Genomic DNA, 23,839 nt, shown 5'->3' with positions numbered 1-23,839 from the left:
ATTTGTTTTGAGAATTTGACATCATAGAGGAAGTTTTGTGATTTTAAAAAAACGATATTGGGTGTTTCAAAAAGGATTAAAGGTTTTTCTCTTGAGCATTTTGCTCTTGTTTCCCCTTGTTGTTTTTGCAAAAGCTGACTTTAGGGTTTGTAATACAACCCAACAGTCTGTAGGGGTTGCTCTTGGATATCGTACATTTTCAGGGTGGGTGAGCGAAGGCTGGTGGACGGTACCCGTGACGGAGTGTAAAACCTTAATTGAGGGGCCTCTTGCTTCACGGTTTTATTATTTTTATGCGGAAGGGGCACAAAAAAAAGGGAACTGGGCAGGCTCTGTAACCATGTGTGTGCAAGATAGCCAATTTACCATTCAAGGGGTTCATGATTGTTTCCCTCGAGGATATCAAAAGGCTGAATTTAAAGAAATCGATACCGGAAATCAAACCAGTTGGATGGTACAGTTGACGGATGAGTCTTTGTTAAACAATTCTGTTGTCCCTTCTCTTTCAGGAAATGCTCCGCCGTGAAACGTGCACGTAAAGTGAAAATTATAGCGACTCTTGGTCCTTCTTCTTTTTCCAGTGAAATGATTGAGAAGCTTTTTAGGGCAGGAGCAGACGTTTTTCGTCTTAATATGAGCCATACTGACCGTGATATGATGGTTGATTTGGTCAAGTCTATACGAGAAGTTGAAAAAACAGTTCGGCGACCCATTGGTATTTTAGTCGATCTTCAAGGGCCAAAACTGCGTGTGGGTCGTTTTACTAAGGGTCAAGAAGATTTGCGTGTTGGGCAAAGCTTTACGTTAGATAATCGCGATGTGTCAGGTGATGCACAGCGTGTTTTTTTCCCTCATGAGGATGTATTTTCGGCTGTTAAACCAGGGGATCGGTTGTTGATTGATGACGGAAAACTGGAACTGCGTGCGCAAGTTTGTGATGGTCATTCTGTACAGTGTCGCGTGGTTGCTGGAACCCGTATTTCTGATCGAAAGGGTGTCAGTTTTCCCGATACAATTTTGCCTTTTGATTCGATGACGTCAAAAGATAAAGAGGATCTTCAGACTCTTTTACAGCAGCCTGTTGATTGGGTTGCTCTTTCTTTTATTCAACGTCCAGAAGATATTATAGCGGTACGTCGATTGACGAAAAGCAAGGTGTCTTTGATGGCTAAAATCGAAAAGCCTCAAGCCTTGGAGCATATAGAGAAAATTATTGATGTATCCGATGGTATTATGATTGCACGGGGTGATCTTGGAGTGGAAATGCCTTTGGAAAGGGTTCCTGCACTTCAGATGGAGCTCATAAAAGCTTGTCGTTTAGCAGGAAAGCCTGTTGTGGTGGCAACACAAATGCTCGAATCAATGATCTCATCTCCTGTTCCGACACGCGCAGAAGTGTCGGATGTTGCTACAGCAGTTTATGCAGGAACAGATGCGGTGATGTTGTCTGCTGAATCTGCTTCTGGTCGTTATCCTGAAGAAGCCGTGCTTATGATGGATCGAATCGCGCGGCAAATCGAACAAGATCACACTTATGCAGCTCAGGTTGGGGCACAACATCCAGCACCAGAATCAACAGGAACAGATGCGATTTCTCTTGCCGCGCGTCAGATTGCTGAAACACTTGAATTAGCAGCTATTGTTGCCTATACGGCTTCAGGAACAACGGGGGTGCGCGCCTCTCGTGAACGTCCCAATAGACCGATTATTGCTTTATCTCCCATTGTGGAAACAGCACGGCGTTTAGCTTTAGTTTGGGGGCTTCATTGTGTGGTTGCGCAAGATGCACGGAATTTAGAGGATATGGTTGATCGTGCAGCAGCCATTGCATTTCAGGAAGGTTTTTGCAAAGGGGGAGATCGCTTTCTTGTGACAGCTGGTGTTCCCCTTGGAACGCCTGGAGCGACAAATCTCTTGCGTATTGCTTCTGTCTCTCAAGATGGAACGAAAGGGATTTGAGCCGTTTACGCATGGTGTTTTTTCATGCGCCTTTGAACAGGCTTTAAACACAACGCGTGTGCGCTTTTTGTGAATGCTTCCATAGACCTATTATTCTTTTATCTCCCATTGTAAAGATAGCAAGGCGTTGCTTTAGGTTGTCAGGTTTGGGGATGGGAGCAGATGCGGTGATGTTGTCTGTTGATTTTGTTTTAGTTCTGAGGAAGCTGCTTTTACGGTAGGGCATTTAATGGGAGACTCCCTTTTATTTCATTGAGGCAGGCATAGTGGGGATTGCTTTATTGATGTTTATACGAGCGAGATGTTCATTAATAATGAGAGTTCATTCTTTTGCTTTTTGAATGAGAGCCTTGAAATTTTTCTCATTTTAAACTTTTGCAAACAGAATTGAATAAAATTAAAATTATGTGCCTAAAAAGTCATGCTGGTATGTCATGAAAAAAAGTGTTGGGTGAATGTGTTTTAAAAATATACTTTGTTGGCGCATTTGCAACATATTGATTTATAATGATAATATAGCGTTCTTTATATTCTATCAAAATCCCGAATACCGCAAGATTGTTTTATTTTAAATTTGTGCATGTTTTGTCAATCATAACTATTTGCTTGCACGTCACAAGCGGGGGGGCTTGTGGGGAAAAACTGTACAAGAAAGGCGTCCCCTCGTATGAATCTTTTTAAGAGCCAAGGGGGGGCTGTTGCAATATTGGAGGCTGGTTATGATGGTGCTGGTTTGCTCTTTCTTTTATTAAGCGTGGAGATTTTGAGGACTGGGGAGAGAGATATGGATGGATTGTTTGTTATAAGGATAAAGATGTTGGTAGAGAATGTTTTCAAGAGCTATTATTGTAGTTTATGATGTTTGAAGTTGTCGCAGATTAACATAATCTTCGGGTTTGGCTTTCTTCTTGCTCTAAAGGATGAAAATACTAAAGTTCACGCTGGTTTATAAATGATACGGTTCTTCTTAGGAGGGTTTCATCTGATGGACATTCTAGGTGCAAAGACTCCATAGTGCTTATATTATCAAATGGCGGTGTTTTACGGTATAATAGATAAGGTTATTTTTTAAATATATCTTAAATCTGCTTGATATTATCTAGGGGTAAGGACTTTTGGTATGCATTCATAGGGAACATGAATATAGTTCTTTTTCTCGAAGGATGCTTTATTTGTTTATTTCTGTTGTCATTTATATGATTTTTTTACAATGATGTTGGTTTTTTATCTTGTTGTGCTGTTAAAAGACATCTCATTTGAAGGGTGGTGATATAAGGTTTCCTCTTTGATATAAGAAGTGTTTGTGCAGGGGTGAAATATTCAGGGCCGAGTTTTTCTTGTTGAGTTTTAAGTTTATCCCATAAGTGGTGAGTAGCTGGAATCCTCTCTATAAAAAACTGGACCATTTACAGACTGGTGTGGGTTTAAGAGTTTTTATCCTGTGAGGTGTAGCGGACAAGTAAAATCACTGGTTTGTTACGCGCTGATGTACTTTTAGAAATCTTCCTGTTCTTGAAAGTTTGTGCTGTTTTGATCATCTTTGAGCAATTGGTTGGTGAGATTTTCAATGCGTTGTGTGGTGTCACGCATAATTTTCCCCATGGTGCGGTCTCTTTCGTTGTGGAGTCGTAAAAGAGCATTGTAGTCTTCTTGTAGTTTTTTATTTTCTCGTTTTATTTCTTCCATTTCATCGATAATCATTATGCCAGCCATAACCGATAAACGATGGTCGCCAATTTCACCAAAATTGTTCTTTAAATGTGTGATATATTGATCCAATTGAGCAGCAAGCGCGATAAGACGACGTTCTTGTCCTTTATCACAAGCCATGCGATAAATTTTACCATCAATGGTAACGGAAACAGTTTCCATACATTCAAACCTTTATCTATCAATGACAACACGAATTGTTTCCATTGCTTTAATAAGACGTTTGGAAACTTCTTTGTTTACGGACTCTAAGCGTTCAATTTGGGCTTCAGCTTTGTCAAGCGCTTGAGCAAGATGGCTGCGGTCAGCATTCATTCGTTGAATTTCTTCTTCCCATTCGTTATTTTTATCAATAACGGCATTGCGGTTTATTATGGTGATCTCTAAAGTTCTAAGTGCTTTTTCTAGGTGCTCTAGAGCATCTTGTAGAACCGTCGTTTCTTGGTTCATTGCTTTTATCCTTTGGGTAATTGTATCCTTTATCAATGTGTTATGCAAAAACGAATCACTTTCAATTTTGTATTGTGTGCATTTTATTTTTAAGTATGTAGGATATTTTAGCAAGCAAAGCAGGGGATAGATATAAATTAAAAGCTGGATTTTTTGCGCGTATTGACATAAATGACATGGATATACAGGACGCGTGAGGGGAATGTTGTTAATGTTATTGAAGTGGTGGCAAAAAGTTTCACGCTAATGGTTAAAAAATAGTATTCCTTGAGAATTTTAAGAGAATACGGAAAAAGCAACAGAATAACGTATTTAACGAAATGGTCGATTATTCATGACAAATACCCACCAACAGAATCAGATGGCCAATGCTATCCGTTTTCTTGCTATTGATGCGATTGAAAAAGCAAATTCTGGTCATCCGGGCTTGCCAATGGGGGCAGCCGATATTGCTACGGTCCTTTATACACAATTCCTTGCTCATGATCCTAAAAATCCTCGCTGGCCTAACCGTGATCGTTTTGTGTTATCGGCGGGGCATGGGTCTATGTTGCTTTATGCTCTCTTGTATCTTTCTGGTTATGAAGATCTCTCTCTTGAGGATCTCAAAAATTTTCGCCAGATAGGGTCTAAACTTGCTGGGCATCCAGAATATGGGCATATTGCAGGAATCGAAACAACCACTGGGCCACTTGGACAAGGGTTGGCAAATGCTGTGGGAATGGCGATTGGTGAGCGTTTGCAAAATGCCCGTTTTGGTGATCTCATCAATCATTACACTTACGCGTTGGTGGGTGATGGATGCCTTATGGAAGGGATATCTCAAGAAGCGATTTCCCTTGCTGGCCATTTGAAACTCAATAAGTTGATTGTGTTGTGGGACGATAATAATATTTCCATCGATGGAGAGATTTCACTTGCTGATAGTACTGATCAGATTGCGCGTTTTAAAGCTTCTGGTTGGGAGACCCATAAAGTCAATGGGCATGATCAAGCAGCAATTGCGCGGGCTATTGAGGCGGCACAAAATTCCGATAAACCAACTTTGATTGCTTGTAAAACAACAATTGGTTTTGGAGCGCCAAATAAAGCGGGTACCAATAAAGTTCATGGAGCTCCTTTGGGCGCACGAGAAATCACTGAAACCCGTATCGCTTTAGGGTGGGAGGCTGAGCCTTTCGTTATTCCAGCCGATATTCTCGATAGTTGGCGCTTGGCTAGTCTCAATGCTGCTAAAAAACGTCAAAAGTGGGAAGCAAAATTTGCTGATCTTCCTGTCTCAGAGCGTGTGGAGTTCGAAAGATTGATGCGAGGCGATCTCGTGGGTGGATTTGATGGCGCTATTGATACTTATAAACAAAAACTGGTTGAAGAGCGCCCCGTTGTTGCTACGCGTAAAGCCTCGGAAATGGCTCTTGAAGTGATCAATGAAGTCGTTGTTGAGACCATTGGTGGTTCGGCTGATCTAACCGGATCTAATAATACCAAAAGCAGTCAGATGAAAAGTATCTCTGCTGAAGATTTTTCAGGGCGCTATCTGCATTATGGAATTCGCGAACATGCAATGGGAGCCGTGATGAATGGTCTTGCCCTTTATGGCGGCTTTATTCCTTATGGGGGAACCTTTTTATGCTTTTCTGACTATATGCGTCCCGCTATGCGGCTCTCTTCTTTGATGGGATTGCGGGTGATTTATGTCATGACTCATGATTCCATTGGTCTTGGTGAGGATGGTCCTACCCATCAACCCGTGGAGCATTTGGCTTGCCTGCGCGCAATGCCTAATCATCTTGTGTTCCGCCCTGCTGATGCTATGGAGACAGTTGAGTGTTGGCAATTGGCTTTGAAAGCACGCAAAACGCCTTCTACCTTGGCTTTGAGTCGACAAAATCTACCGCTTTTGCGTCAAGAGTATGAAGAAGAAAATCTCTGTATGCTCGGTGCTTATGAATTCCTAACAGCTAGCGATGATGCACAAGTGACGCTGTTTGCTTCTGGTTCAGAATTGCAAATTGCGGTGGAGGCACATGCGGTGTTAGAAGAAAAAGGCATTCCAACGCGTGTGGTTTCTGTGCCTTGTTTTGAACTCTTTTCTCAACAATCTCTCTCCTATCAGCGTGCTCTCATTGGAGATGCGCCGATTAAAATTGCCATTGAAGCTGCTGTCGCCCAAGGATGGGACCGTTTTATTGGCTGTGATGGTGTGTTTATTGGTATGGAGGGCTTTGGGGCAAGTGGAACAATTGATGCCCTTTATGCGCATTTTGGTATTACTTGTGAGAATGTGGTCGCCACTGTTGAAAAAGAGCTTGGAAAGATCAAAGAGAAAAAGACAAAATGACAGCTTGTGTTGTCATGAATGGGGTGATTTTAGGACATCATATTCTGTGCAGTGTTCTGGATGATCTTGTGCATTATTGTGGATAAGTGAGTGAGTGATCAAGATATTGACATTGTGGGAATTAATGATTTGGGATTGGTGAAATACCCATTTATTGTGTTTTAAATGTTGTGCTTAAAAAATTGATGAGGAAACATGTGAAATGACAGTTCGTGTTGCAATTAATGGGTTTGGTCGTATTGGTCGCAATATTTTACGTGCGCTTGTGGAAAGTGAACGGCAAGATATTGAAGTGGTCGCAATTAATGATTTGGGATCGGTGGAAACAAATGCCCATTTATTGCGCTATGATTCAGTTCATGGGCGTTTCCCTGGGACCGTTAAGGTGGTAGGGGATGCCATTGATGTGGGGAGTGGTTTAATAAAGGTATGCGCAGAGCGTGATCCTGCTCAATTGCCTTGGAAAGATTTGGATATTGATATTGCTTTAGAATGTACAGGCATTTTTACTGCGCGTGATAAAGCAAGTGCTCATTTGGATGCGGGGGCAAAGCGTGTTCTTGTTTCTGCGCCTTCTGAAGGAGCAGATCTTACGGTCGTCTATGGGGTTAATCATCAATCTTTAAGCAGCGAGCATCGCGTTGTTTCAAATGCTTCTTGTACAACCAATTGTTTGGCGCCTGTTGCACAAGTCTTGCACAACACGGTGGGCATTGAAAAGGGCTTTATGACAACAATTCATTCTTATACGGGTGATCAACCTGTGTTGGATACAATGCATCGTGACCTTTATCGTGCACGTGCGGCAGCTCTTTCTATGATTCCTACCTCAACAGGAGCGGCAAAAGCTGTGGGATTGGTCTTGCCAGAATTAAAGGGATTGCTTGATGGTGTGTCGATTCGTGTTCCGACCCCTAATGTTTCTGTGGTTGATTTGACATTTACCGCTAAGCGTTCCACAACAATCGAAGAAATTAATACAGCCATTGCTGCTGCTGCAAAAGGTCCTTTGAAGGGCGTTTTGGACTATACAGAAGAAAAACTTGTGAGTTGTGATTTTAATCATAATCCTCATTCAGCTATTTTCCACAATGATCAAACAAAAGTGATTGATGGTAAGCTCTGTCGCGTTTTGGTTTGGTATGATAATGAATGGGGCTTTTCTAACCGTATGAGTGATACGGCTGTGGCTCTTGCTAAGACAATATAAGAGGACCTCAGGGTCCTCCTTTTTATAGGAAAAAGTCTCATTTTTGTACAATTTTGAGAAAAACAGATAGAGGATATTGTTCTCATGCGCTGGAGAAAAGAGACTATTGAAAAATTGATGATGTGTTTTGTTTTAATACTGGGTCAATACGTGCTTTTAAAAGCTGCATGAAAGAGTAAACTTTGAAAAAGTAAGATCTGAATGAGATATCCTTTGAGAAAACATTAGAAAATTAGGAGATGTAAATTCTTTTGCCTAGAAGTAAAAGGAAGCTTTAATAGAGATCAAGTTGAGCCAATGCATTTGTTTGCCACAATGGGATATGAAGATTAAGAACAATGGTGGGCTTTTGTACATTTGATGATGAAAGCTTTGGCTTTTCAAGCAGAGGGTGAGAGATAGGCTGTCGTGGATCTCTTGTAAAAGCAAAGAGGGGGATAAATGGAAAGAAAAGTGGGCAGGGTTGTTGGATGCGTTTTTATTTGAAACAATGGAAAGTGAAGAGGAAGCAGTGATGGGGTTTCGTACACTTGATGATGTTGATGTCACTGGAAAACGTGTTCTTGTGCGGGTGGATTTTAATGTGCCAATGGCGCAGGGCAAGGTCTGTGATACGACACGCTTAGAGCGACATAAAGAGACACTCGTTGAGCTACAAAAGCGGGGTGCTAAACTTATTCTGCTTTCTCATTGTGGTCGCCCCAAAGGAAAGGTAGAGCCAGAGTTTTCACTCCGTCCTGTTGTGCAAGTGCTGGAAAAGATCATTAATCAGCCTGTTTCTTTTGCTCCTGACTGCATCGGTTCGGTGGTGCAGGTTGCGGTTGAGTCATTACAAAATGGGGGTATTTTACTGCTTGAAAATGTTCGTTTTTATGCTGGTGAAGAAAAGAATGATTGTTCTTTTGCGGAAGCTTTGGCTCATAATGGGGATCTCTATGTCAATGATGCTTTTTCAGTTTCTCATCGTGCCCATGCTTCGGTGGAGGGAATAACGCATTTGTTGCCTTCTTATGCAGGGCGCTCTTTGCAAGGTGAGATGCAGGCGTTAGAAAAAGGACTTGGCAATCCAACACACCCTGTGGTTGCCATTGTGGGAGGAGCGAAAGTTTCCAGCAAGCTTTTTGTGCTCAATCATTTGGTGGAAAAGGTTGATCATCTCGTGATTGGTGGGGGCATGGCTAACAGTTTTTTAGCAGCGCAAGGTGTGTCTGTTGGTAAGTCACTGTGTGAACATGCGCTGATGGACACGATAAAAAAAATCATCAAAAAAGCGCAAGAGTGTCAATGTACCCTTCTGCTTCCTCAGGATGCTGTCGTTGGATTTCGCTTTGAAAAAGATGCACCGCATCGTCTTTATGACATTGAAGATATTCCACAAGATGGCATGATATTGGATATTGGGACACGCTCTATTGCGCATATCAATACTGTGATAGATAAAGCTGCTACTCTTGTGTGGAATGGACCCCTTGGTGTTTTTGAAATGTCTCCTTTTGATAAGGGGACCATTGCAGTTGCACGCCATGCAGCAGAACGTAGTTTGACGGGAAAGTTGGTTTCAATTGCGGGAGGGGGCGATACAGTTTTTGCTCTTAATCATGCTGGTGTTGCCAATGATTTTACTTATCTCTCGACTGCTGGAGGGGCTTTTTTAGAATGGATGGAAGGTAAGGTTCTGCCTGGCATTCTTGCCCTTATGCAGGCTTAGAGAGTTTATTGAAAGAGCAGCTTTAAAAAAGAGCTGTGTGTCGTTGTGTAGGCTGTGTTTAACGTGTTGCGCACTTTTGGAAGTTTAAGACAAAATGAAATTTTAAGACAAAATAAAGAGGAATTTTTTATGAATGAACGGCTTGAAGATATTGCACTTGCTTTGGTGCATGCGGGTAAAGGTATTTTGGCGGCAGATGAAAGTACGGCGACCATTGGAAAGCGATTTGAAAGCATTGGTGTTGAATCCAATGAAGATAGACGCCGTGCTTATCGTGAAATGCTTTTTAGTACAAAAGAAGCAATGGAAAGCGCCATCTCTGGGGTTATTTTATTTGATGAAACCATTCGGCAAAAAGCATCAACTGGGAAAATGTTGACGGATCTTATTCGGGATGCAGGCGCTTTGCCAGGGATTAAAGTTGATACCGGTGCAAAACCTTTGGCCGCTTTTCCACAAGAGACAATTACCGAAGGGTTGGATGGTCTTCGTGAGCGGCTAAAAGACTATTATGCTTTGGGAGCACGTTTTGCTAAATGGCGTGCGGTAATTGCTATTGATGAACACACTTTGCCAACAAGAGGCGCAATAAGACAAAACGCACAAGCTCTTGCACGCTATGCTGCTTTGTGTCAGGAGTTCAAGATTGTGCCGATTGTTGAGCCCGAAGTGTTGATGGATGGACCATCGTGTGGGCATTCCATTACACGCTGCTTTGAGGTGACAAAAGCTGTCTTACAGACCGTTTTTAAAGAATTGTTTGAAGCTCGTGTTCTTTTGGAGGGGATGATTTTAAAGCCCAATATGGTGATTGATGGAAAGGATGCCCGCAACGCTTCTGTTGAAGAAGTTGCTGAAAAGACCGTCCAGGTGCTTAAACAGACTGTTCCTGCCGCTGTTCCAGGAATTGCTTTTCTTTCTGGAGGACAGTCTGATCAGGAAGCAACGGCGCATTTATCTGCCATGAATTCTTTGGGCGCATTGCCTTGGAAATTGACTTTTTCTTATGGACGGGCATTGCAAGCAGCTGCTTTAAAAGCATGGGCTGGAAAAGATGAGAATATTGCTGTTGCACAGAAGGCATTTAGTCATCGGGCTTTGATGAATCATCTTGCGGCTTTGGGACAATGGACAACAGAACGAGAAAAAGCCTGCGCTTGAAGCACAAGCCTTATACCTAAATGCGGAGAGGTTTTACATGTTTCTGCGTGATTTTGGGTGCCCTCATCATGATAAAAATGGCGGGGGCGTTTTAGGCTTGAAAGCTTTCTCAGAGAGTTTTCTCCTTGGACCTTTTAAAAGTCTCTAATGGGTACTATCAAAAGATAAGATTGCGCAAGAGGTCCGATTTCGGGAAGGGGAGATGGTGCTTTAAAGGAAATTTGTGAATGCGCAGCATCTTAGTATGGTGTCGTTCATGGGTGGGCACTTGCTTTTTGAATGAAAATCATAAAGCTAAGACTGTATTGAATAGTTTGATCTTGTGATATTTTTTCTTTTTCATGTTATCATTACTTGTCATCAGCAGAATTCATTTGATTGCAGTTTCAAAGGTGGATTAAGCGGGTAGATTAGAGAGTTGCGATGTCTGAGTGGATTTTAATATACAGCTTATGAAGTTTTTGTGCGTCAGGATAGCTTCCTCTGCAAGGTGGGTGGCTTTTTATTGACGAACGGATTGAATAACTCTTGCTAACAAAATAGATTTGCATCTCAATAAAACACCTATTTTTCGTTAAAATGAATAAATTTTTCTTGTATTTTATGATGATATAATTACAAATAGCTAATTTTACAGCATTTTGGTTTAAAATGGGGGGAGTTGTGGACAGCATATCTTCTAAGAATACAAGCACAAAAAGAAAAAATCGATACGCAGAACAGAGCTTTTCTGTAATTATGATGCGAAAATTGTGCAATATGGTGCGTAGAGTATTCGCTGTAATATTTGGAGTGTTTACTTTCATAATTTTTCTTATCCTGTTCCGCATGCGTGGATTGGTTCATGCCGTACTAAGCTTCTTTGCGGGTGCGAGCGGATTAACGTGCTTTTTCTTTTTTGTCGGATACTACTTGGAACGCCGCGAAGCAACAGCAGATGAAGCCGGTATATCGTTCACATTAATCTTAGCAATTGGTGAAGGCGTTTTTTCTATTTGCTGCATGTATGCTGCATGGGGTTACGACGCTCTCTTATTCCGTTTAGCACCTCCTGAGTATGAAATTATTCTCTTTGAATAAATAGAGTGCAATTCGTTTGTGTATAAATCAAGATGAGAGGCTGTCTGCCTCTCAAATTCTTAATAATCGCTCTCCAAAATCGTAACATTAGACCTGCGTTTAATGAGAGGACTAACAAGCCTTGGTCCTTAAGCTCAAGGAAATCCTTTAAAGGTTGCGTCTAACGGCATCCTTGACCTTAAGACACCCAAACGGCTTATTTTGTTTTTCTCATGCGGCTCTGAAATCATGATATAAGGGGAAAGCTTCTCATGGTGCCTAAATGGTACCTTATCGTGTGTTAAATGGAAAAATCAGACAAAGCATCTTTATGCAATATAATCCAATTATGATTTTTTTATTTAAACATAAAGGATTTAAAGTTCTACAAGACTGATACGATAAAAGGGGGAAAATCGCCTATACTTAGCAACTAGGGCGTATTTTAGGTGCTTTTGATATAGCTATATCTCCAGATGACTTTGAATGACTTATCCTTTTAGCTCTATTCACGAAAAGGTCATTTTGAGGGGTCTTGGTTAATGATTGTAAAGGAAAATTAGCACGTAATATTTAGCTTTGCTGGTATAGATGCTGAATGAGTTAATTATCCAGAGGATCACTGAAGAGGGAGTGCTAAAAAATGATGGAAAATCCTCTGTACCTCGGTGAACTCGTGGTTGAAGATATAATTGTAGAACTTGGCTTATCTGTTACTGAAACAGCTGAACGGTTTGAAAGGGTTAGGGTGTCAGTTTTGCAGACGCTTGACTAGCTATAAAAAAATTATGATTTGGTGTAAGCTTTAAAACATAAATACCTTAAAAATATATCCTCTTTGTACATGTTTCTATCATCGTTAATGTGCCTTCTTAAAGCACGACAGGGGGTGGCTATAAAATTGAGGGCTGTAAATATAAATGATGGCGTTGGTGGTGGTGTGGGAAGATGGTGTCCAATTAAAGTACGCTATCCTTATTTTTATAGGCTATGACTGGAAGAAAGAGCTGGAGAGACAATTTGTGAGCAAAGAGAAAGTGTTTTGAGGATGCGTGTCTGCAAGAGCAGAACAGTGGTTGTGGTGATATTTACAAACAATAAATTTGATAAAATTTTACGATTTTGCCAACAGCTGGTTTATTATAAAAGCTGTTGCTTATACGCGCTCACAAAAGTTATAAGAAGCCCAAAAGCGCTAAAAGAGTTTTTGCTCTTTTTCAATAGTACGGATCTGCAAACAATGTTCAAAAAGTGTTCGTTTTTTTGAAAGAGAATAAAAGGATACTCTTGCAGATGAGAAAAGCCTATTTGTGAATTACAATTTGTCATGATTTTCGGTAAACACTATTGTTTAGGGCGGTGATAGAGGGCATGAAAAATTTTTCATATTCAGTTTTTTAAGAGTGTGATCAGTCTTTAGGGTAGAGCTTGTATCCAGCCTATAAAGTGGGCCGCATAAGGGCTTCCTCGGTAAGGCGAGCACCATTATACTCTTTGCCAGTCGTATACTCTTTCCAGCGCCCCAATGTTGTGACAGCCCTTGGTATTTAAAGGGATAAGAGAGGCATTTTGTTCTTTTTTGTAAAGCTTCACTCCACACGCTAACTCTGCTTGTGATGTGCAAGCCAAGAGATTTTGTTTGATTCACTATGAGGGTTTGACATGAGAAAATCCTATGGTATTCATGATCTCTCATAAAAAACAATGAATTATCCTTATAAATCAACGTAACAGTGCTGTTATGAAGAGAACTCCTTGCACATCTTAATAGTTCATAAAGATTAACTGGGATCATTTTATATTTTGTACACAGATGAAGTATTTTTATAAAAATGCTCCATCTCACGCAGAAAAAACAGCCCGTTAAGACTTTAAAAAGAAAAAACTCTCAATGCTTGCCCTCTTTTTTCCATGAGAGATTCAAATTGATAAGCCTGTCTGAAAAGAGTACTGTTTATGTGCCCTTAAAGATACTGCTCTTGTATCAAGATCACTTACTCAGGTGAAAATTGGAGTTTTGCGAGGTAAGCATAGACGCCATTTTTTGCCACAAGTTCTGCATGGGTTCCTTCTTCCACAAGAGCGCTTTTATCCATCACGAGAATACGATCAGCTTTTAAAATTGTTGCCAAACGATGTGTAATTACCAAGGTTGTACGATTTTGCATCAATCTTTCTAAGGCGTCTTGCACCAACTTTTTACTGTTTGCATCTAAAGCAGATGTTGCTTCATCAAGCAGCAACACTTTGATTTATAATAATAGTTCACTGTTTTGTATGTTGAATGGGGATCCCGAATATTACAGGATTTTCTCATTTCAAACCTGTTCCATGTTGAATCAACAAAAACCATGTCTCTTGTACGTTACAAGTGGGGAGAGACCGCGTGAATAAAAAAATATTAAGGAAGGACTTAAAATGTTTATAATAAATCCTCTCAAGTGCCAAGGGCTGTAGCAATACCCATGAGCTGGCAAATATAATGATGGTGCCGGCTTGCAGCAACAGGGGTGCATTTCTTAGAATTGCACGTGCAATATCAATGTGTTGTTTTGTCCCCCAGAAAGCATGGTACCACGTTCTCCTATTCACGTATCAAGCTATCTGGTAAAGCTTGAATCAGTTCAAGCGCATTAGCCGCTTTAGCGGCGACAAGAATACTCTCTTCACGGGTATTTTTCAGTTCCAAAAAAAGAAGAATGGTTTGCAATTATTTTATTTCAGGTCGTTATACTCTACGAGGAAGGATTTATGCTCGTATTTCAAACTGATTTTTAAATTTAAAAAACGCAGCCACCAAGATTTATTAGTGCCTAAGATCCCATCTATTTATGTTGGATGCGTTTTTGAATTAATATTTAAAGTGCACTCTTTACAGCATAAAAAAACCAATCACTTACAATAGAGCAATCATTTTTTAAAACTTGTGCTCTTTATAATCAGGAATAGGCTTTTACATGCCAATATTACCAAAACGATTTTTGAATTTAGAAAGACGACCGCCACGGTCTACGAGTGTCTGGGAGCCACCTGTCCATGCTGGATGCGTTCTTGGGTCAATATCTAGATTAAGAGTATCGCCTTCTTTTCCCCAAGTAGAGCGCGTTTTATATTGGGTTCCATCCGTCATAACAACGGTAATTGTGTGATAGTTGGGATGAATATTCGCTTTCATGCGTAAAAACCTTTTGCGTTTACAGAATGAAACAGCACTTGCTCGATTTTTTAAGTGCGCTTCCTTTGTCTTTTTGATACATTGATTAAAGTATTTATTCCTATAGCTGAGCATGCATAAAAAAACAAGTGTTCAAGATGCATCATTGTATCAAGTGTTATAAATTCAATATAGTGAGCGAAACCTTATGAATCTCTTCAATCATTCAGAAAAATCTACAAAGTCTTCCCCTAAAAAATCTTCATTCTCTTCGCTTGCAATTTTTTTTCCTTATCTTTTGCGCTATCGTTGGTTGTTTATCTTTGCCTTTCTAGCGTTATCTGTTGCTGCTCTTGTCACATTAGCTTTGCCTGTGGCTATCCGCCAAATGTTTGATCATGGGTTTTCTACTTCAAGCCACGGACATATCAATTTTTACTTCGGAATTTTGTTTATTTTAGCTTTGCTTCTCGCATTTGCTTCTGCTGGCCGTTATTATTGTGTTATCACATTGGGAGAGCGGATTGTTGCCGATTTACGGCGTGATGTGTTTATTCATATTATGAAACTTTCTCCTGCTTTTTTTGATCGGTCGCATTCAGGAGAGATTGTTTCAAGGCTTCTAACAGATACCACACAAATAAAATTAGCTGTGGGTTCTACCGCCTCTACTGCTTTGCGTCAGTTGATTATAGTGATCGGAGCCGTCGTGATGATGGTGATTACCAATGCTAAATTGTCTTTGTTGGTTTTGGTTGCTATTCCTGTTGTGGCCATTCCCTTGGTGGTTTTTGGGCGGAAAGTTCGCTCTCGTACGCGTGCGGCGCAAGATCGTCTGGCAGATGCCAATGCTGTTGCTACAGAACAGGTAAGTGCTATTCGCACTGTGCAAGCTTTTACCGCAGAAAAACTCGTTGCAACACGGTTTTCACAATTGATAGAACGGGCTTTTCAAACAGCACGTGCTTCTGTGATCCTGCGCTCCTTTTTTACGGGGTTTGCAATTTTTTTGGTTTTTAGCAGTGTGGTTGCTGTTTTATGGATTGGGTCGCGCGATGTTTTGAATGGAACGATGACAGGTGGGACATTAGGGCAATTTGTCCTTTATGCGGTTTTTGGAGCTTCTACTTTTGCGCAATTATCGGAACTGGGGGCAGAGTTAATCCAAGCAGCAGGCGCTGCTGAGCGGCTTTCCGAATTGCTACAAGAACAACCTACTATTGTAGCTCCTAAAAATCCTTTATCATTGGAACAACCTGTTCGAGGCGAACTTGTTTTTGATCAGGTTGATTTTATTTATCTTTCTAGACCACAAGAGAAGATTTTACGCTCGCTTTCGTTTTCTGTGAAGGCAGGCGAAACGGTTGCTTTTGTTGGGGCTTCAGGAGCAGGAAAAAGCACCATTTTTTCTTTGATCCTTCGTTTTTATGACCCGATAAGTGGAACAATTCGGTTGGATGGCATGGAAATTAATCGCCTTTCTTTAGAAGATTTACGCAGCGCAATTTCCTATGTTCCACAGGATGTCGCCATTTTTGATGGAACATTGCGTGATAATATTATTTTTGGAACTGAAAATACTCATGAAGAGGAAATCCTTTCTGCCGCTAAGGCGGCTAATGCACTTGAATTTATTCAAGCTTTACCAGATGGCTTGGATACGCAAGTAGGAGAACGTGGTACCATGCTTTCTGGGGGGCAAAAACAACGCATTGGTATTGCACGGGCAATTCTAAGAAATGCACCCCTGTTGCTACTTGATGAAGCAACATCTGCTTTAGATGCAAACAGTGAAAAGTTGGTGCAAGACGCCTTAGAAGGATTGATGCAAAATCGTACAACCTTGGTAATTGCACATCGTTTGGCAACAATTTTAAAAGCTGATCGTATTCTCGTGATGGATAAAGGCGCTCTTGTGGAAGAAGGAACCCATGCAGAACTTGTGGCAAAAAATGGCGTCTATGCTTACCTCGCAAAACTCCAATTTTCACCGGAGTAAGTGATCTTGATACAAGAGCAGTATCTTTAAGGACATAACCAGCACTCCTTTCAGACAGGCTTATCAATTTGAATCTCTCATGGAAAAAGAGGGCAAGCATTGAGAGGTTTTTCTTTTTAAAGTCTTAACGGGCTGTTTTTTTCTGCGTGAGACGGAGCATTTTTATAAAAATACTTCATCTGTGTACAGAATATAAAATGACACCCAGTTAATCTCTATGAACTATTAAGATGTGCAAGGAGTTCTCTTCATAACAGCACTGTTACGTTGATTTATAAGGATAATTCATTGTTTTTTATGAGAGATTATTAATACTATAGGATTTTCTCATGTCAAATTTAGTTATATTAAATCAATCAAAACCATGTCTCTTGTATGTGGCAAGCAGAGAGAGCCCGCGTGAATAAAACACTTTAGAAAGAATAAGTCCTCTTCATGAATCGTCACAAGTTTTAGGGACTGTCACAACGGGGGGCGCTGGCATAAGAGTATGATGGTGCTGGGCTACTTAAAGAAGAACTGATAAATAGGCAGAGAGGCGCTTTTTATCGATGTTATAAAACAGTGCGAACAAAGCACGCAGTTTGTTTTGCTGTTTGGTTGAGTTAAGGTTTTTATTACTTTGAAAATCAATATTTCATGGATCATGCATTTTGAGGGCTTATAAGGCTTTTCTTTAAAGTACATAAATCACTAAAACAGCATTATTAAATACAAATTGTTCTATTTTACCAACAAAAATATCTATATTTTGTGTATTGTTTTTATTAAAATATAATATGTAGTGATTTTCAAATCAGATGTACACACAATGATACAATATCGAGAAATCGATAAAAGAGCTGCGTTAAATGTTGGTGAGAATAAAAGAGAGCAAGAATGAGTGAAGCTGTCATAGTGATAGGGGGAATATTTATAGCAGGGAGTATAATCTATAGTCTTTGGTTAGTAAATTATCAGAAAAAGCAATTAAGTGAACAACTTGAACAGTTTGAGAAATTACTGCAGCTAAAAGATCGAGAGTGCGCGATATACCAAAATATTATTGCTCAATGGGAACAAAAGCTTGTTAAAAAAACTCAAAAAATATCGCCAAAATGGATTAAACAATGGGATAAAGAAGTAAAGGAATGGGAAAGAGATTTACTGGAGATAAAAAATCCTGAACATTGGCTATCTTCTGAATCGAGCGGACAATGGCCTTTGATGGTAAAAGATATTTGTATGCAAGGATATGGAGAAGCGTGGTTTTTGTATGAAACGGCGCTGACAAAAGAACTGACTGATGAACATATCAAAAAAATAAATGCGTTCATAATCACTTTTAAGGAAACTTATCTAAAAGCAGTGCGATTGATGAGAAAGAATAGGATCACTTTGCGAAAGTTTGTAGATCCTCTTACGAAAAAAAAACGATATAAACATACAATGTTGTCGCTTCATTGGTGTTTATATATGGTTGATGATATGATTACGGCTGAATATGAACAGCAACTACAAGAAAAGGCTTCAGGATACTATGAAGAGTTAAAATCTTTGGAAATTTATTATGAAGATATACCTAAATATACAGAATATGAAACGCTAGAAGAGATACTGTCTCGTTGGTATCTTAGTCTGCCTGGAGATGCTGAATTACTATGCATTTGTAAAAGAGAGCTTCTAGCATTATTGTATGATATTTCCAGTGATTATAAGGCGGCAAGAGAAACTTTCATTTACTATAAGCAGCTTATTGATACGGTAAAAGAAGGATATATGGCCTTTGATAAGGATTGTTGCTACTCCGCGGTTAGAAATGACATTGATGTTTGTAGAGAGAAAGATAAAGAAAAGAAAAAGGGGTTGCGTATTGCTAAAGAGACTCCAAAATTTGAAAAAGCCTATAAATTAGGAGTCATAAAATGGATGAAGTGGTCAAGTAAGAAATGTGATAATCAATGGATCTTTTGGGAAATGCTTGTCAAAATAGGAAATTCAAAAGAAAAATTAAAAATCATTTTCGGTGATGAAAAGGTAAATGCATTGGAAGAGGCTATTGAAAAAGATAAAGAGCAGCTTGCAAGTGAAGTGCAGAAAGCAATTCTCGAGAACAAAAATGTGCATTTTCATAAATCCCATGCCTATTTGATACATACTTTAGAATAATGCTGAAAAGAGGGAGAAGCTGGTAACAATTGTATGAATTAGTATATTAATGGAAATTGACATAATTGCGTATTTTTGTGAAAAGCAAATAGAGGTATATGCGGCAGATTTTTGAGGGAGGAGATTTTCGATCAATGGATAGCGCACTATAAAGAGCATATATTGAGGAGGAAATGGATTGTGTTTTTGTTTTGGGTTCGATAATTGCTTTTTGTAGCTTTTTGTTATGATGTTTTTTTGTTTATTGCCTTTTTTAGCTTGTTTGGAGGGGGATTTGAATAACAGAAACGTCAATAAGGTAAGCTGTTGAGGATTGCTTTTGTGGGGGGTATAGCGAGTATATTTTTTATTTGTGATGATGTTTTTGTCACTATCTGATCAGTTATTTCCTATCGTTTTATGTAAAGAAAATTTAAAACTCTCTCTCCACGTGGTTTTTTAAGGTTCTAAGGTTTTTGTAAAAAACTGTAAGAGTTAAATACTTTTTTTGAGGGTTTTTTCTAGTTTGATGCGAATGTGTTCATTGCCAGCAATGATATTTTTTTGCGGGATATATTGTTGCCTTCTTTATCGGTGATAAAACCGCCGGTTTTGCGAACCATCAGTATGCCGGTAGTTCTATCAAAAATTTGTAGGTTATCTTCCCAAAAGCCATCGGTTTTTCCTGCGGTGACATAAGCTAAATTAAGAGCAGCAGCGCTAAGACGGCGAAGTCCAGCAACTTTCATCATTACTTGCGCAATTCAATAAGAGATAAGGTTGCGTGATGAGAGATATCTCTATGGGGATGTTGCAAAGTTGCACTTTTAGCATTGCCTTTTAAAATGACACTACTTCTGAGGTCTAAATGCCTTTTTTGAGGGTTTTTTCTAGTTTGATGCGAATGTGTTCATTGCCAGCAATGATATTTTTTTTGCGGAATATATCGCTGCCGCCTTCTTTATCGGTGACAAAACCACCGGCTTCGCGAACCATCAATATTCCAGCAGCCATATCCCAAATTTGCAGGTTATCTTCCCAAAAGCCATCGGTTCGGCCAGAAGCAACATAAGCTAAATCAAGAGCAGCAGCGCCAAAACGGCGAAGTCCGGCAACTTCCGCCATCACATTGCGTAATTCAATAAGATAGGTTCCATGATTTGGGCGACCAAAATGAGGCATACCTGTGGCAATGACACAATCTTCTAGTCTGCGCCGTGCAGAAACGCGACAGCGTCGGTCATTGAAAAAAGCACCACAACCGCGTTCTGCGGTAAATAGTTCATCACTTACGGGATTGTAAATGACACCAGCAACGATTTTCCCTTGACTTTCTAAGGCAATGGAAACAGCAAAAAAAGGAATGCCATGAAGAAAATTTGTGGTGCCATCTAGAGGGTCAATAATGAAACGATGTTGGGAATCTTCGCCAATGATTTCTTCAGATTCTTCCATTAGAAAACCAAATTTGGGGCGCGCTTTGCTTAATTCATTGAAAATGATTTTTTCCGCTTTGCGATCTGCTTGGCTGACATAATCTGCTGGTCCTTTCAAAGACACTTGCAAATTTTGCACTTCACCGTAATCACGCACCAACGAGCGTCCTGCTTTCATTGCAGCTTGCACCATGACATTCATGACTGCAGAATGGGCCATTTTTTATTCCTTTATTTATCTTTTTCATTTGCGCGACGCAAATAAATCAACTCATTGGTGTCTACAATAATACGTTCACCAGCATTCATAAAGGGGGGAACAAGAATACGAATCCCGTTTTCAAGAATGGCGGGTTTATAAGAGGAGGTAACCGTTTGTCCTTTGATGGCAGGATCGGCTTCCACAATCGTGACAGCAACTTGATCAGGAAGTGAGATGCCAATAGGCTTTTCTTGATAAAGTTCAACTGTGACAGTCATCCCATCTTGGAGAAACGCAGCACGTTCACCAACAAAATCTTTTTGAAGTTCAAGTTGTTCATAAGATTCTGAATCCATAAAGACCAAAGCATCCCCTTGTTGATAAAGAAATGTGAAATCTTTTTGTTCAAGGCGCACGCGTTCAACCGTTTCAGCAGCACGAAATCGTTCATTAAGTTTTGTACCATCAATTAAATTTTTCATTTCAACTTGGTTAAATGCACCACCTTTTCCTGGTTTTACAGCGTTGCATTTAACAGCAACCCATAAGCTTCCTTGATGTTCGATCACATTACCAGGGCGAATTTCATTGCCATTAATTTTCATCGTTTCTATCCAATTCTATTCTTGCAAAAAGAACTCTTTTGTTGTCGTTATGGCGCTTTTCTTTGCTGCCTTTAACGGTGAGCTCTTTTGTTATTTTCGGGCTCAAATTCCTTTGATTAGCCTTGTGGCTCTCTCATGGTCCTGTGTGCTCCATAGGTTTTCTCATGTTTTTTGCAAAGAGAAAAGCTTAAGTAAAAAAGGACCTTGATGTATTTTTGCTTTTCAGTTCTTTGCAAGACCATAAAAAGCGCTCAGACGCAAGCTTTTTAAAAAATTGCACAAAAATTTTTTAGAATTTTTAGGGGAATTTATCCCGTTGTGTCGTAAAATATCATCATTGATGGCAATGATATAATTGATGGCAATGATATAAGTTCCGTAAAACCATGAGGTGTTTTTAATTGAGAATATGTGATGAATATTTGAATACGGAGTTTATTATAGTGTCTCATGGGATAGAGTGTGGTGTGTGCTATCCGTATGATGTTAGCTTGCATTCTCATCAGAGATCAGCTGTAAAATGGCTTTCTTTTTTACAGTGGTTAGAACTCTAAATCTTTTTAAAAGCAGGTATTCCTCTGTGCTTGATGCGATTTCATCATGGTGGTATGGGGGCTGTTGTTTTGTGACGATATCAGCATAGAAAAAGGAAACCGGAACATTTAGGATATCGGAAATCTCTTTTAAACGCCCTGCACTGACACGATTTAAGCCGTTTTCATATTTCTGGATTTGTTGGAAAGTAACACCTAAATGTTGACCTAAAGTTGTTTGAGACATTTTTAGCATTTTTCGTCTCAAACGAATTTTTTTGCCTACAAAAAGATCAATATGAGGATTTTTAGCTCGCATTTTAAAGCCCCCGCCGGTTGCGAGCGCCCTCGCGTTGGTATTCCGGGAGCTTGAAAATACTGAACTCAAATCAGCCTTTTTGCTTTTAGTGCTTAAAGCACCTGGACATAGCAAAAACTCCCGGAATTCCGGGATACCCACAAAGTGGGGTAAATTCATGTTTGAGTTTTCGGGTTTTCAAGGCCCTATTGGTCGTTGCGTATGCGACCAAAACATCTTTTAATTCATAAAGTAATTTTAGGGAATTTACAATAAAAAATAGTTTTTTTATAAGAGACGGCGTGTTTTTCATCCAAGCAAAAAGAATGAAAAAATAGAGCTTTTGGAATTTGCGTGATAGCCTAGTTCTTTTGCTTATTGGATATTGTTTGCTTAAGCAAATGACATCAGTGCGTTTTCTTTACCAATGGAAATGTCGTTATAAAGATCTTTGGTTTGCATTTCCCTCCGACGGGGTGCAAGCGCCCTCGCGTTGGTATTCCGGGAGTCTAAAAACACTGACCTCAAATCAGCATTTTGCTTTTAGGGCTTATCGCCCCTAGACAGTGCAAAATCTTCCGGAATTTCTATAAATTTTATCTTTTTGAAGCAGAGAGGAGTATTTTAAAAAACAGGAAGGAGCTTTATTGCTTCTTTGTGCGCTTTTTCTAGTTGTGTTTTGTCCATGCCTTGGAGCATCATTTCAAGATCAGGGGCTTGCATTTTTGCTTCCTTTGCGAGCATATACCATGCCGCTGCCATTATTATATCGCCTTTTGTTCCTGTGCCATCTCGATAAAGCCTAGCAAGAGAAATCTGTGCTGGTGCTATCATGTTGATAGCATTTCTTTGAAGTAAATGAAAAGCACGGGGAAGATCTGTTTCTCCTCCACGCCCCTGTATAAGCCATTGTGCTAAATGAAGTTGAGCTTTTAAGTGGTTGTTTTGAGCCGCTACCTCCATGAGTTTGCGGGCATTGCGATCATCCTTGGGTCGTGTTAACGTACCTAAGGCAAGAATTTTTGCAGCAGAAAAAGCAGCTTCAGCATCCCCAAGAGCAGCACCTTTTAAGTACAATTTTAAGGCTTGCTCGATTGCTTCATTTTCACGACTTTGGGAAGAAACACCGGGGAGAGCTTGTTTTTCCTGTGAGGCTTTATAAAGAAGCAGTTGTCCATAATAAAAATAGGCTTCCTTGACGCCTGCATTGACAGCTTTTTGAATGAATTGTTCACCAAGTTCTTGATTTTGTTTTATAAAGTGACCATCAAACAACATAAGTCCATAGCGTAGTTGTGCTTGGGGTTCCCCCTGTTTTGCGGCGCGTTCAAACCATAAAGCAGCACGCGCACCGTCAATAGGGACAGCACATCCCTCCATATAAATTCTGGCAAGAAGAGTTTGTGCAAAAGGATCATTTTTTTCAGCACGTCGGAGTGCTTCACGAAAAGCTTTTAAATAATAACCTTGGATGTAATAGTCATAGGCTTGATCATAGTCTCCTGCTTTTAAGGGCTGAAAAGGTTCTTGAGTGTTTGAAGCTTCTTGAATCGTATTGAAAGAGCCTTCAGAACTTGAGAATTCTTCAGTGTTTCCAGCTGAATTGACAGCAGAACTTGCAAGTCCAATCACGCCTAAGATAAGCAGCTTCACGCTTCTCTTGATCATGGTGTTTTCTCCTCATTACCGATCAGAATTTTCACATTTTTCTTTCATCATTACAAGCCGTATAAGAATCTCATTTCTATATTACTTTTTATTTCTCAGTTTTTCGTCTTAAGTTAGGGTAGGGGTGGGTAAGTTAAAAAAATAGCATAAATGTCGACGAGAGCCAGACTGTTTAAAACAATCCTGTTAAAAATAATAATAATGAAGGGGTGTCGTGTG

The 23,839-nt window shown here is 39.9% G+C and carries 19 protein-coding genes and 2 pseudogenes; 11 read left to right on the top strand and 10 right to left on the bottom strand.

The features are described from left to right. Positions 1 to 37 precede the first annotated feature (37 nt). The 3 genes from ACFIKQ_RS02285 to ACFIKQ_RS02275 all read left to right on the top strand — a co-directional run bounded on the left by ACFIKQ_RS02285 (position 38) and on the right by ACFIKQ_RS02275 (position 2,818). On the top strand, positions 38 to 526 hold the full coding sequence (locus ACFIKQ_RS02285; protein ID WP_375644447.1) for a DUF1036 domain-containing protein: 489 nt from the start codon (positions 38 to 40) through the stop codon (positions 524 to 526). After that, positions 523 to 1,959: a pyruvate kinase gene (pyk, locus tag ACFIKQ_RS02280; RefSeq protein ID WP_375655785.1), complete on the top strand. Its 1,437-nt coding sequence runs from the start codon at positions 523 to 525 to the stop codon at positions 1,957 to 1,959. Before ACFIKQ_RS02285 ends, pyk begins: the two co-directional genes overlap by 4 nt. 667 nt (positions 1,960 to 2,626) lie before the next feature. Beyond that, complete coding sequence (locus ACFIKQ_RS02275) at positions 2,627 to 2,818, top strand: hypothetical protein (protein WP_375655783.1); 192 nt, start codon at positions 2,627 to 2,629, stop codon at positions 2,816 to 2,818. A gap of 635 nt (positions 2,819 to 3,453) precedes the next feature. Here the strand turns inward: ACFIKQ_RS02275 and ACFIKQ_RS02270 are convergent. Then, positions 3,454 to 3,831, bottom strand: a complete 378-nt coding sequence (locus ACFIKQ_RS02270) for a cell division protein ZapA (protein WP_375635514.1) — start codon at positions 3,829 to 3,831, stop codon at positions 3,454 to 3,456. 12 nt (positions 3,832 to 3,843) lie between these two features. After that, positions 3,844 to 4,119 carry a DUF4164 domain-containing protein gene (locus tag ACFIKQ_RS02265; protein ID WP_005774573.1) on the bottom strand — a complete coding sequence of 92 codons (276 nt, stop codon included), beginning with the start codon at positions 4,117 to 4,119 and terminating at the stop codon, positions 3,844 to 3,846. A 334-nt stretch (positions 4,120 to 4,453) separates the two neighbouring features. On the opposite strand from ACFIKQ_RS02265, the gene tkt reads away from it, so the two are divergent. From tkt to ACFIKQ_RS02235, 6 genes are all read left to right on the top strand, one after another. Then, complete coding sequence (tkt, locus tag ACFIKQ_RS02260; protein WP_375655781.1) at positions 4,454 to 6,460, top strand: transketolase; 2,007 nt, start codon at positions 4,454 to 4,456, stop codon at positions 6,458 to 6,460. Between the two features lie 202 nt (positions 6,461 to 6,662). Then, on the top strand, positions 6,663 to 7,670 hold the full coding sequence (gene gap, locus ACFIKQ_RS02255; RefSeq protein ID WP_375655779.1) for a type I glyceraldehyde-3-phosphate dehydrogenase: 1,008 nt from the start codon (positions 6,663 to 6,665) through the stop codon (positions 7,668 to 7,670). Positions 7,671 to 8,184: 514 nt separating this feature from the next. Beyond that, complete coding sequence (locus tag ACFIKQ_RS02250; protein WP_375655830.1) at positions 8,185 to 9,378, top strand: phosphoglycerate kinase; 1,194 nt, start codon at positions 8,185 to 8,187, stop codon at positions 9,376 to 9,378. Between the two features lie 129 nt (positions 9,379 to 9,507). Further along, positions 9,508 to 10,539 carry a class I fructose-bisphosphate aldolase gene (locus ACFIKQ_RS02245; RefSeq protein WP_375647357.1) on the top strand — a complete coding sequence of 344 codons (1,032 nt, stop codon included), beginning with the start codon at positions 9,508 to 9,510 and terminating at the stop codon, positions 10,537 to 10,539. Between the two features lie 912 nt (positions 10,540 to 11,451). Next, complete coding sequence (locus ACFIKQ_RS02240; RefSeq protein ID WP_375655777.1) at positions 11,452 to 11,619, top strand: hypothetical protein; 168 nt, start codon at positions 11,452 to 11,454, stop codon at positions 11,617 to 11,619. A gap of 622 nt (positions 11,620 to 12,241) precedes the next feature. Beyond that, a complete protein-coding gene (locus tag ACFIKQ_RS02235; RefSeq protein ID WP_375655775.1) occupies positions 12,242 to 12,373 on the top strand; it encodes a hypothetical protein in 132 nt (43 codons plus the stop codon). Positions 12,374 to 13,592: 1,219 nt separating this feature from the next. Here ACFIKQ_RS02235 and ACFIKQ_RS02230 read toward each other — a convergent pair. From ACFIKQ_RS02230 to rpmE, 3 genes and pseudogenes are all read right to left on the bottom strand, one after another. Continuing rightward, positions 13,593 to 13,844: pseudogene (locus ACFIKQ_RS02230) on the bottom strand (ABC transporter); the annotation flags it as partial. A 338-nt stretch (positions 13,845 to 14,182) separates the two neighbouring features. Next, on the bottom strand, positions 14,183 to 14,308 hold the full coding sequence (locus tag ACFIKQ_RS02225) for a hypothetical protein (RefSeq protein WP_375635519.1): 126 nt from the start codon (positions 14,306 to 14,308) through the stop codon (positions 14,183 to 14,185). A gap of 243 nt (positions 14,309 to 14,551) precedes the next feature. Continuing rightward, a complete protein-coding gene (gene rpmE, locus ACFIKQ_RS02220) occupies positions 14,552 to 14,773 on the bottom strand; it encodes a 50S ribosomal protein L31 (RefSeq protein ID WP_015856961.1) in 222 nt (73 codons plus the stop codon). Between the two features lie 187 nt (positions 14,774 to 14,960). Here rpmE and ACFIKQ_RS02215 point away from each other — a divergent pair, with 187 nt between their 5' ends. Together ACFIKQ_RS02215 and ACFIKQ_RS02210 are read left to right on the top strand one after the other, a co-directional pair. Further along, positions 14,961 to 16,751, top strand: a complete 1,791-nt coding sequence (locus ACFIKQ_RS02215; protein ID WP_375655773.1) for an ABC transporter transmembrane domain-containing protein — start codon at positions 14,961 to 14,963, stop codon at positions 16,749 to 16,751. An 879-nt stretch (positions 16,752 to 17,630) separates the two neighbouring features. Continuing rightward, the gene (locus tag ACFIKQ_RS02210) at positions 17,631 to 18,899 is read left to right on the top strand and encodes a hypothetical protein (protein WP_375655771.1); all 1,269 of its coding nucleotides are present in this window, start codon (positions 17,631 to 17,633) and stop codon (positions 18,897 to 18,899) included. 474 nt (positions 18,900 to 19,373) lie between these two features. Here the strand turns inward: ACFIKQ_RS02210 and ACFIKQ_RS02205 are convergent. From ACFIKQ_RS02205 to ACFIKQ_RS02185, 5 genes and pseudogenes are all read right to left on the bottom strand, one after another. Next, a pseudogene (locus ACFIKQ_RS02205) lies at positions 19,374 to 19,650 on the bottom strand (inositol monophosphatase family protein); the annotation flags it as partial. Between the two features lie 92 nt (positions 19,651 to 19,742). Further along, positions 19,743 to 20,534, bottom strand: coding sequence for an inositol monophosphatase family protein (locus ACFIKQ_RS02200; protein ID WP_015856959.1), 792 nt, complete (start codon positions 20,532 to 20,534; stop codon positions 19,743 to 19,745). Positions 20,535 to 20,545: 11 nt separating this feature from the next. Continuing rightward, positions 20,546 to 21,121, bottom strand: a complete 576-nt coding sequence (gene efp / locus ACFIKQ_RS02195; RefSeq protein WP_273787683.1) for an elongation factor P — start codon at positions 21,119 to 21,121, stop codon at positions 20,546 to 20,548. Positions 21,122 to 21,607: 486 nt separating this feature from the next. Then, positions 21,608 to 21,973 (bottom strand): helix-turn-helix domain-containing protein, encoded by a 366-nt coding sequence (locus ACFIKQ_RS02190; RefSeq protein WP_375644450.1) that lies wholly within the window; start codon positions 21,971 to 21,973, stop codon positions 21,608 to 21,610. Between the two features lie 603 nt (positions 21,974 to 22,576). After that, positions 22,577 to 23,620 (bottom strand): tetratricopeptide repeat protein, encoded by a 1,044-nt coding sequence (locus ACFIKQ_RS02185; RefSeq protein WP_375655769.1) that lies wholly within the window; start codon positions 23,618 to 23,620, stop codon positions 22,577 to 22,579. Positions 23,621 to 23,839: the final 219 nt, after the last annotated feature.

It is taken from the genome of Bartonella sp. MR63HLJHH (assembly GCF_042194155.1).
Taxonomy (GTDB): Bacteria; Pseudomonadota; Alphaproteobacteria; order Rhizobiales; family Rhizobiaceae; genus Bartonella; species Bartonella grahamii.
The sequence above is the reverse complement of the archived record's forward strand: the minus strand, read 5'-3'. Positions and strand labels throughout refer to the sequence as shown.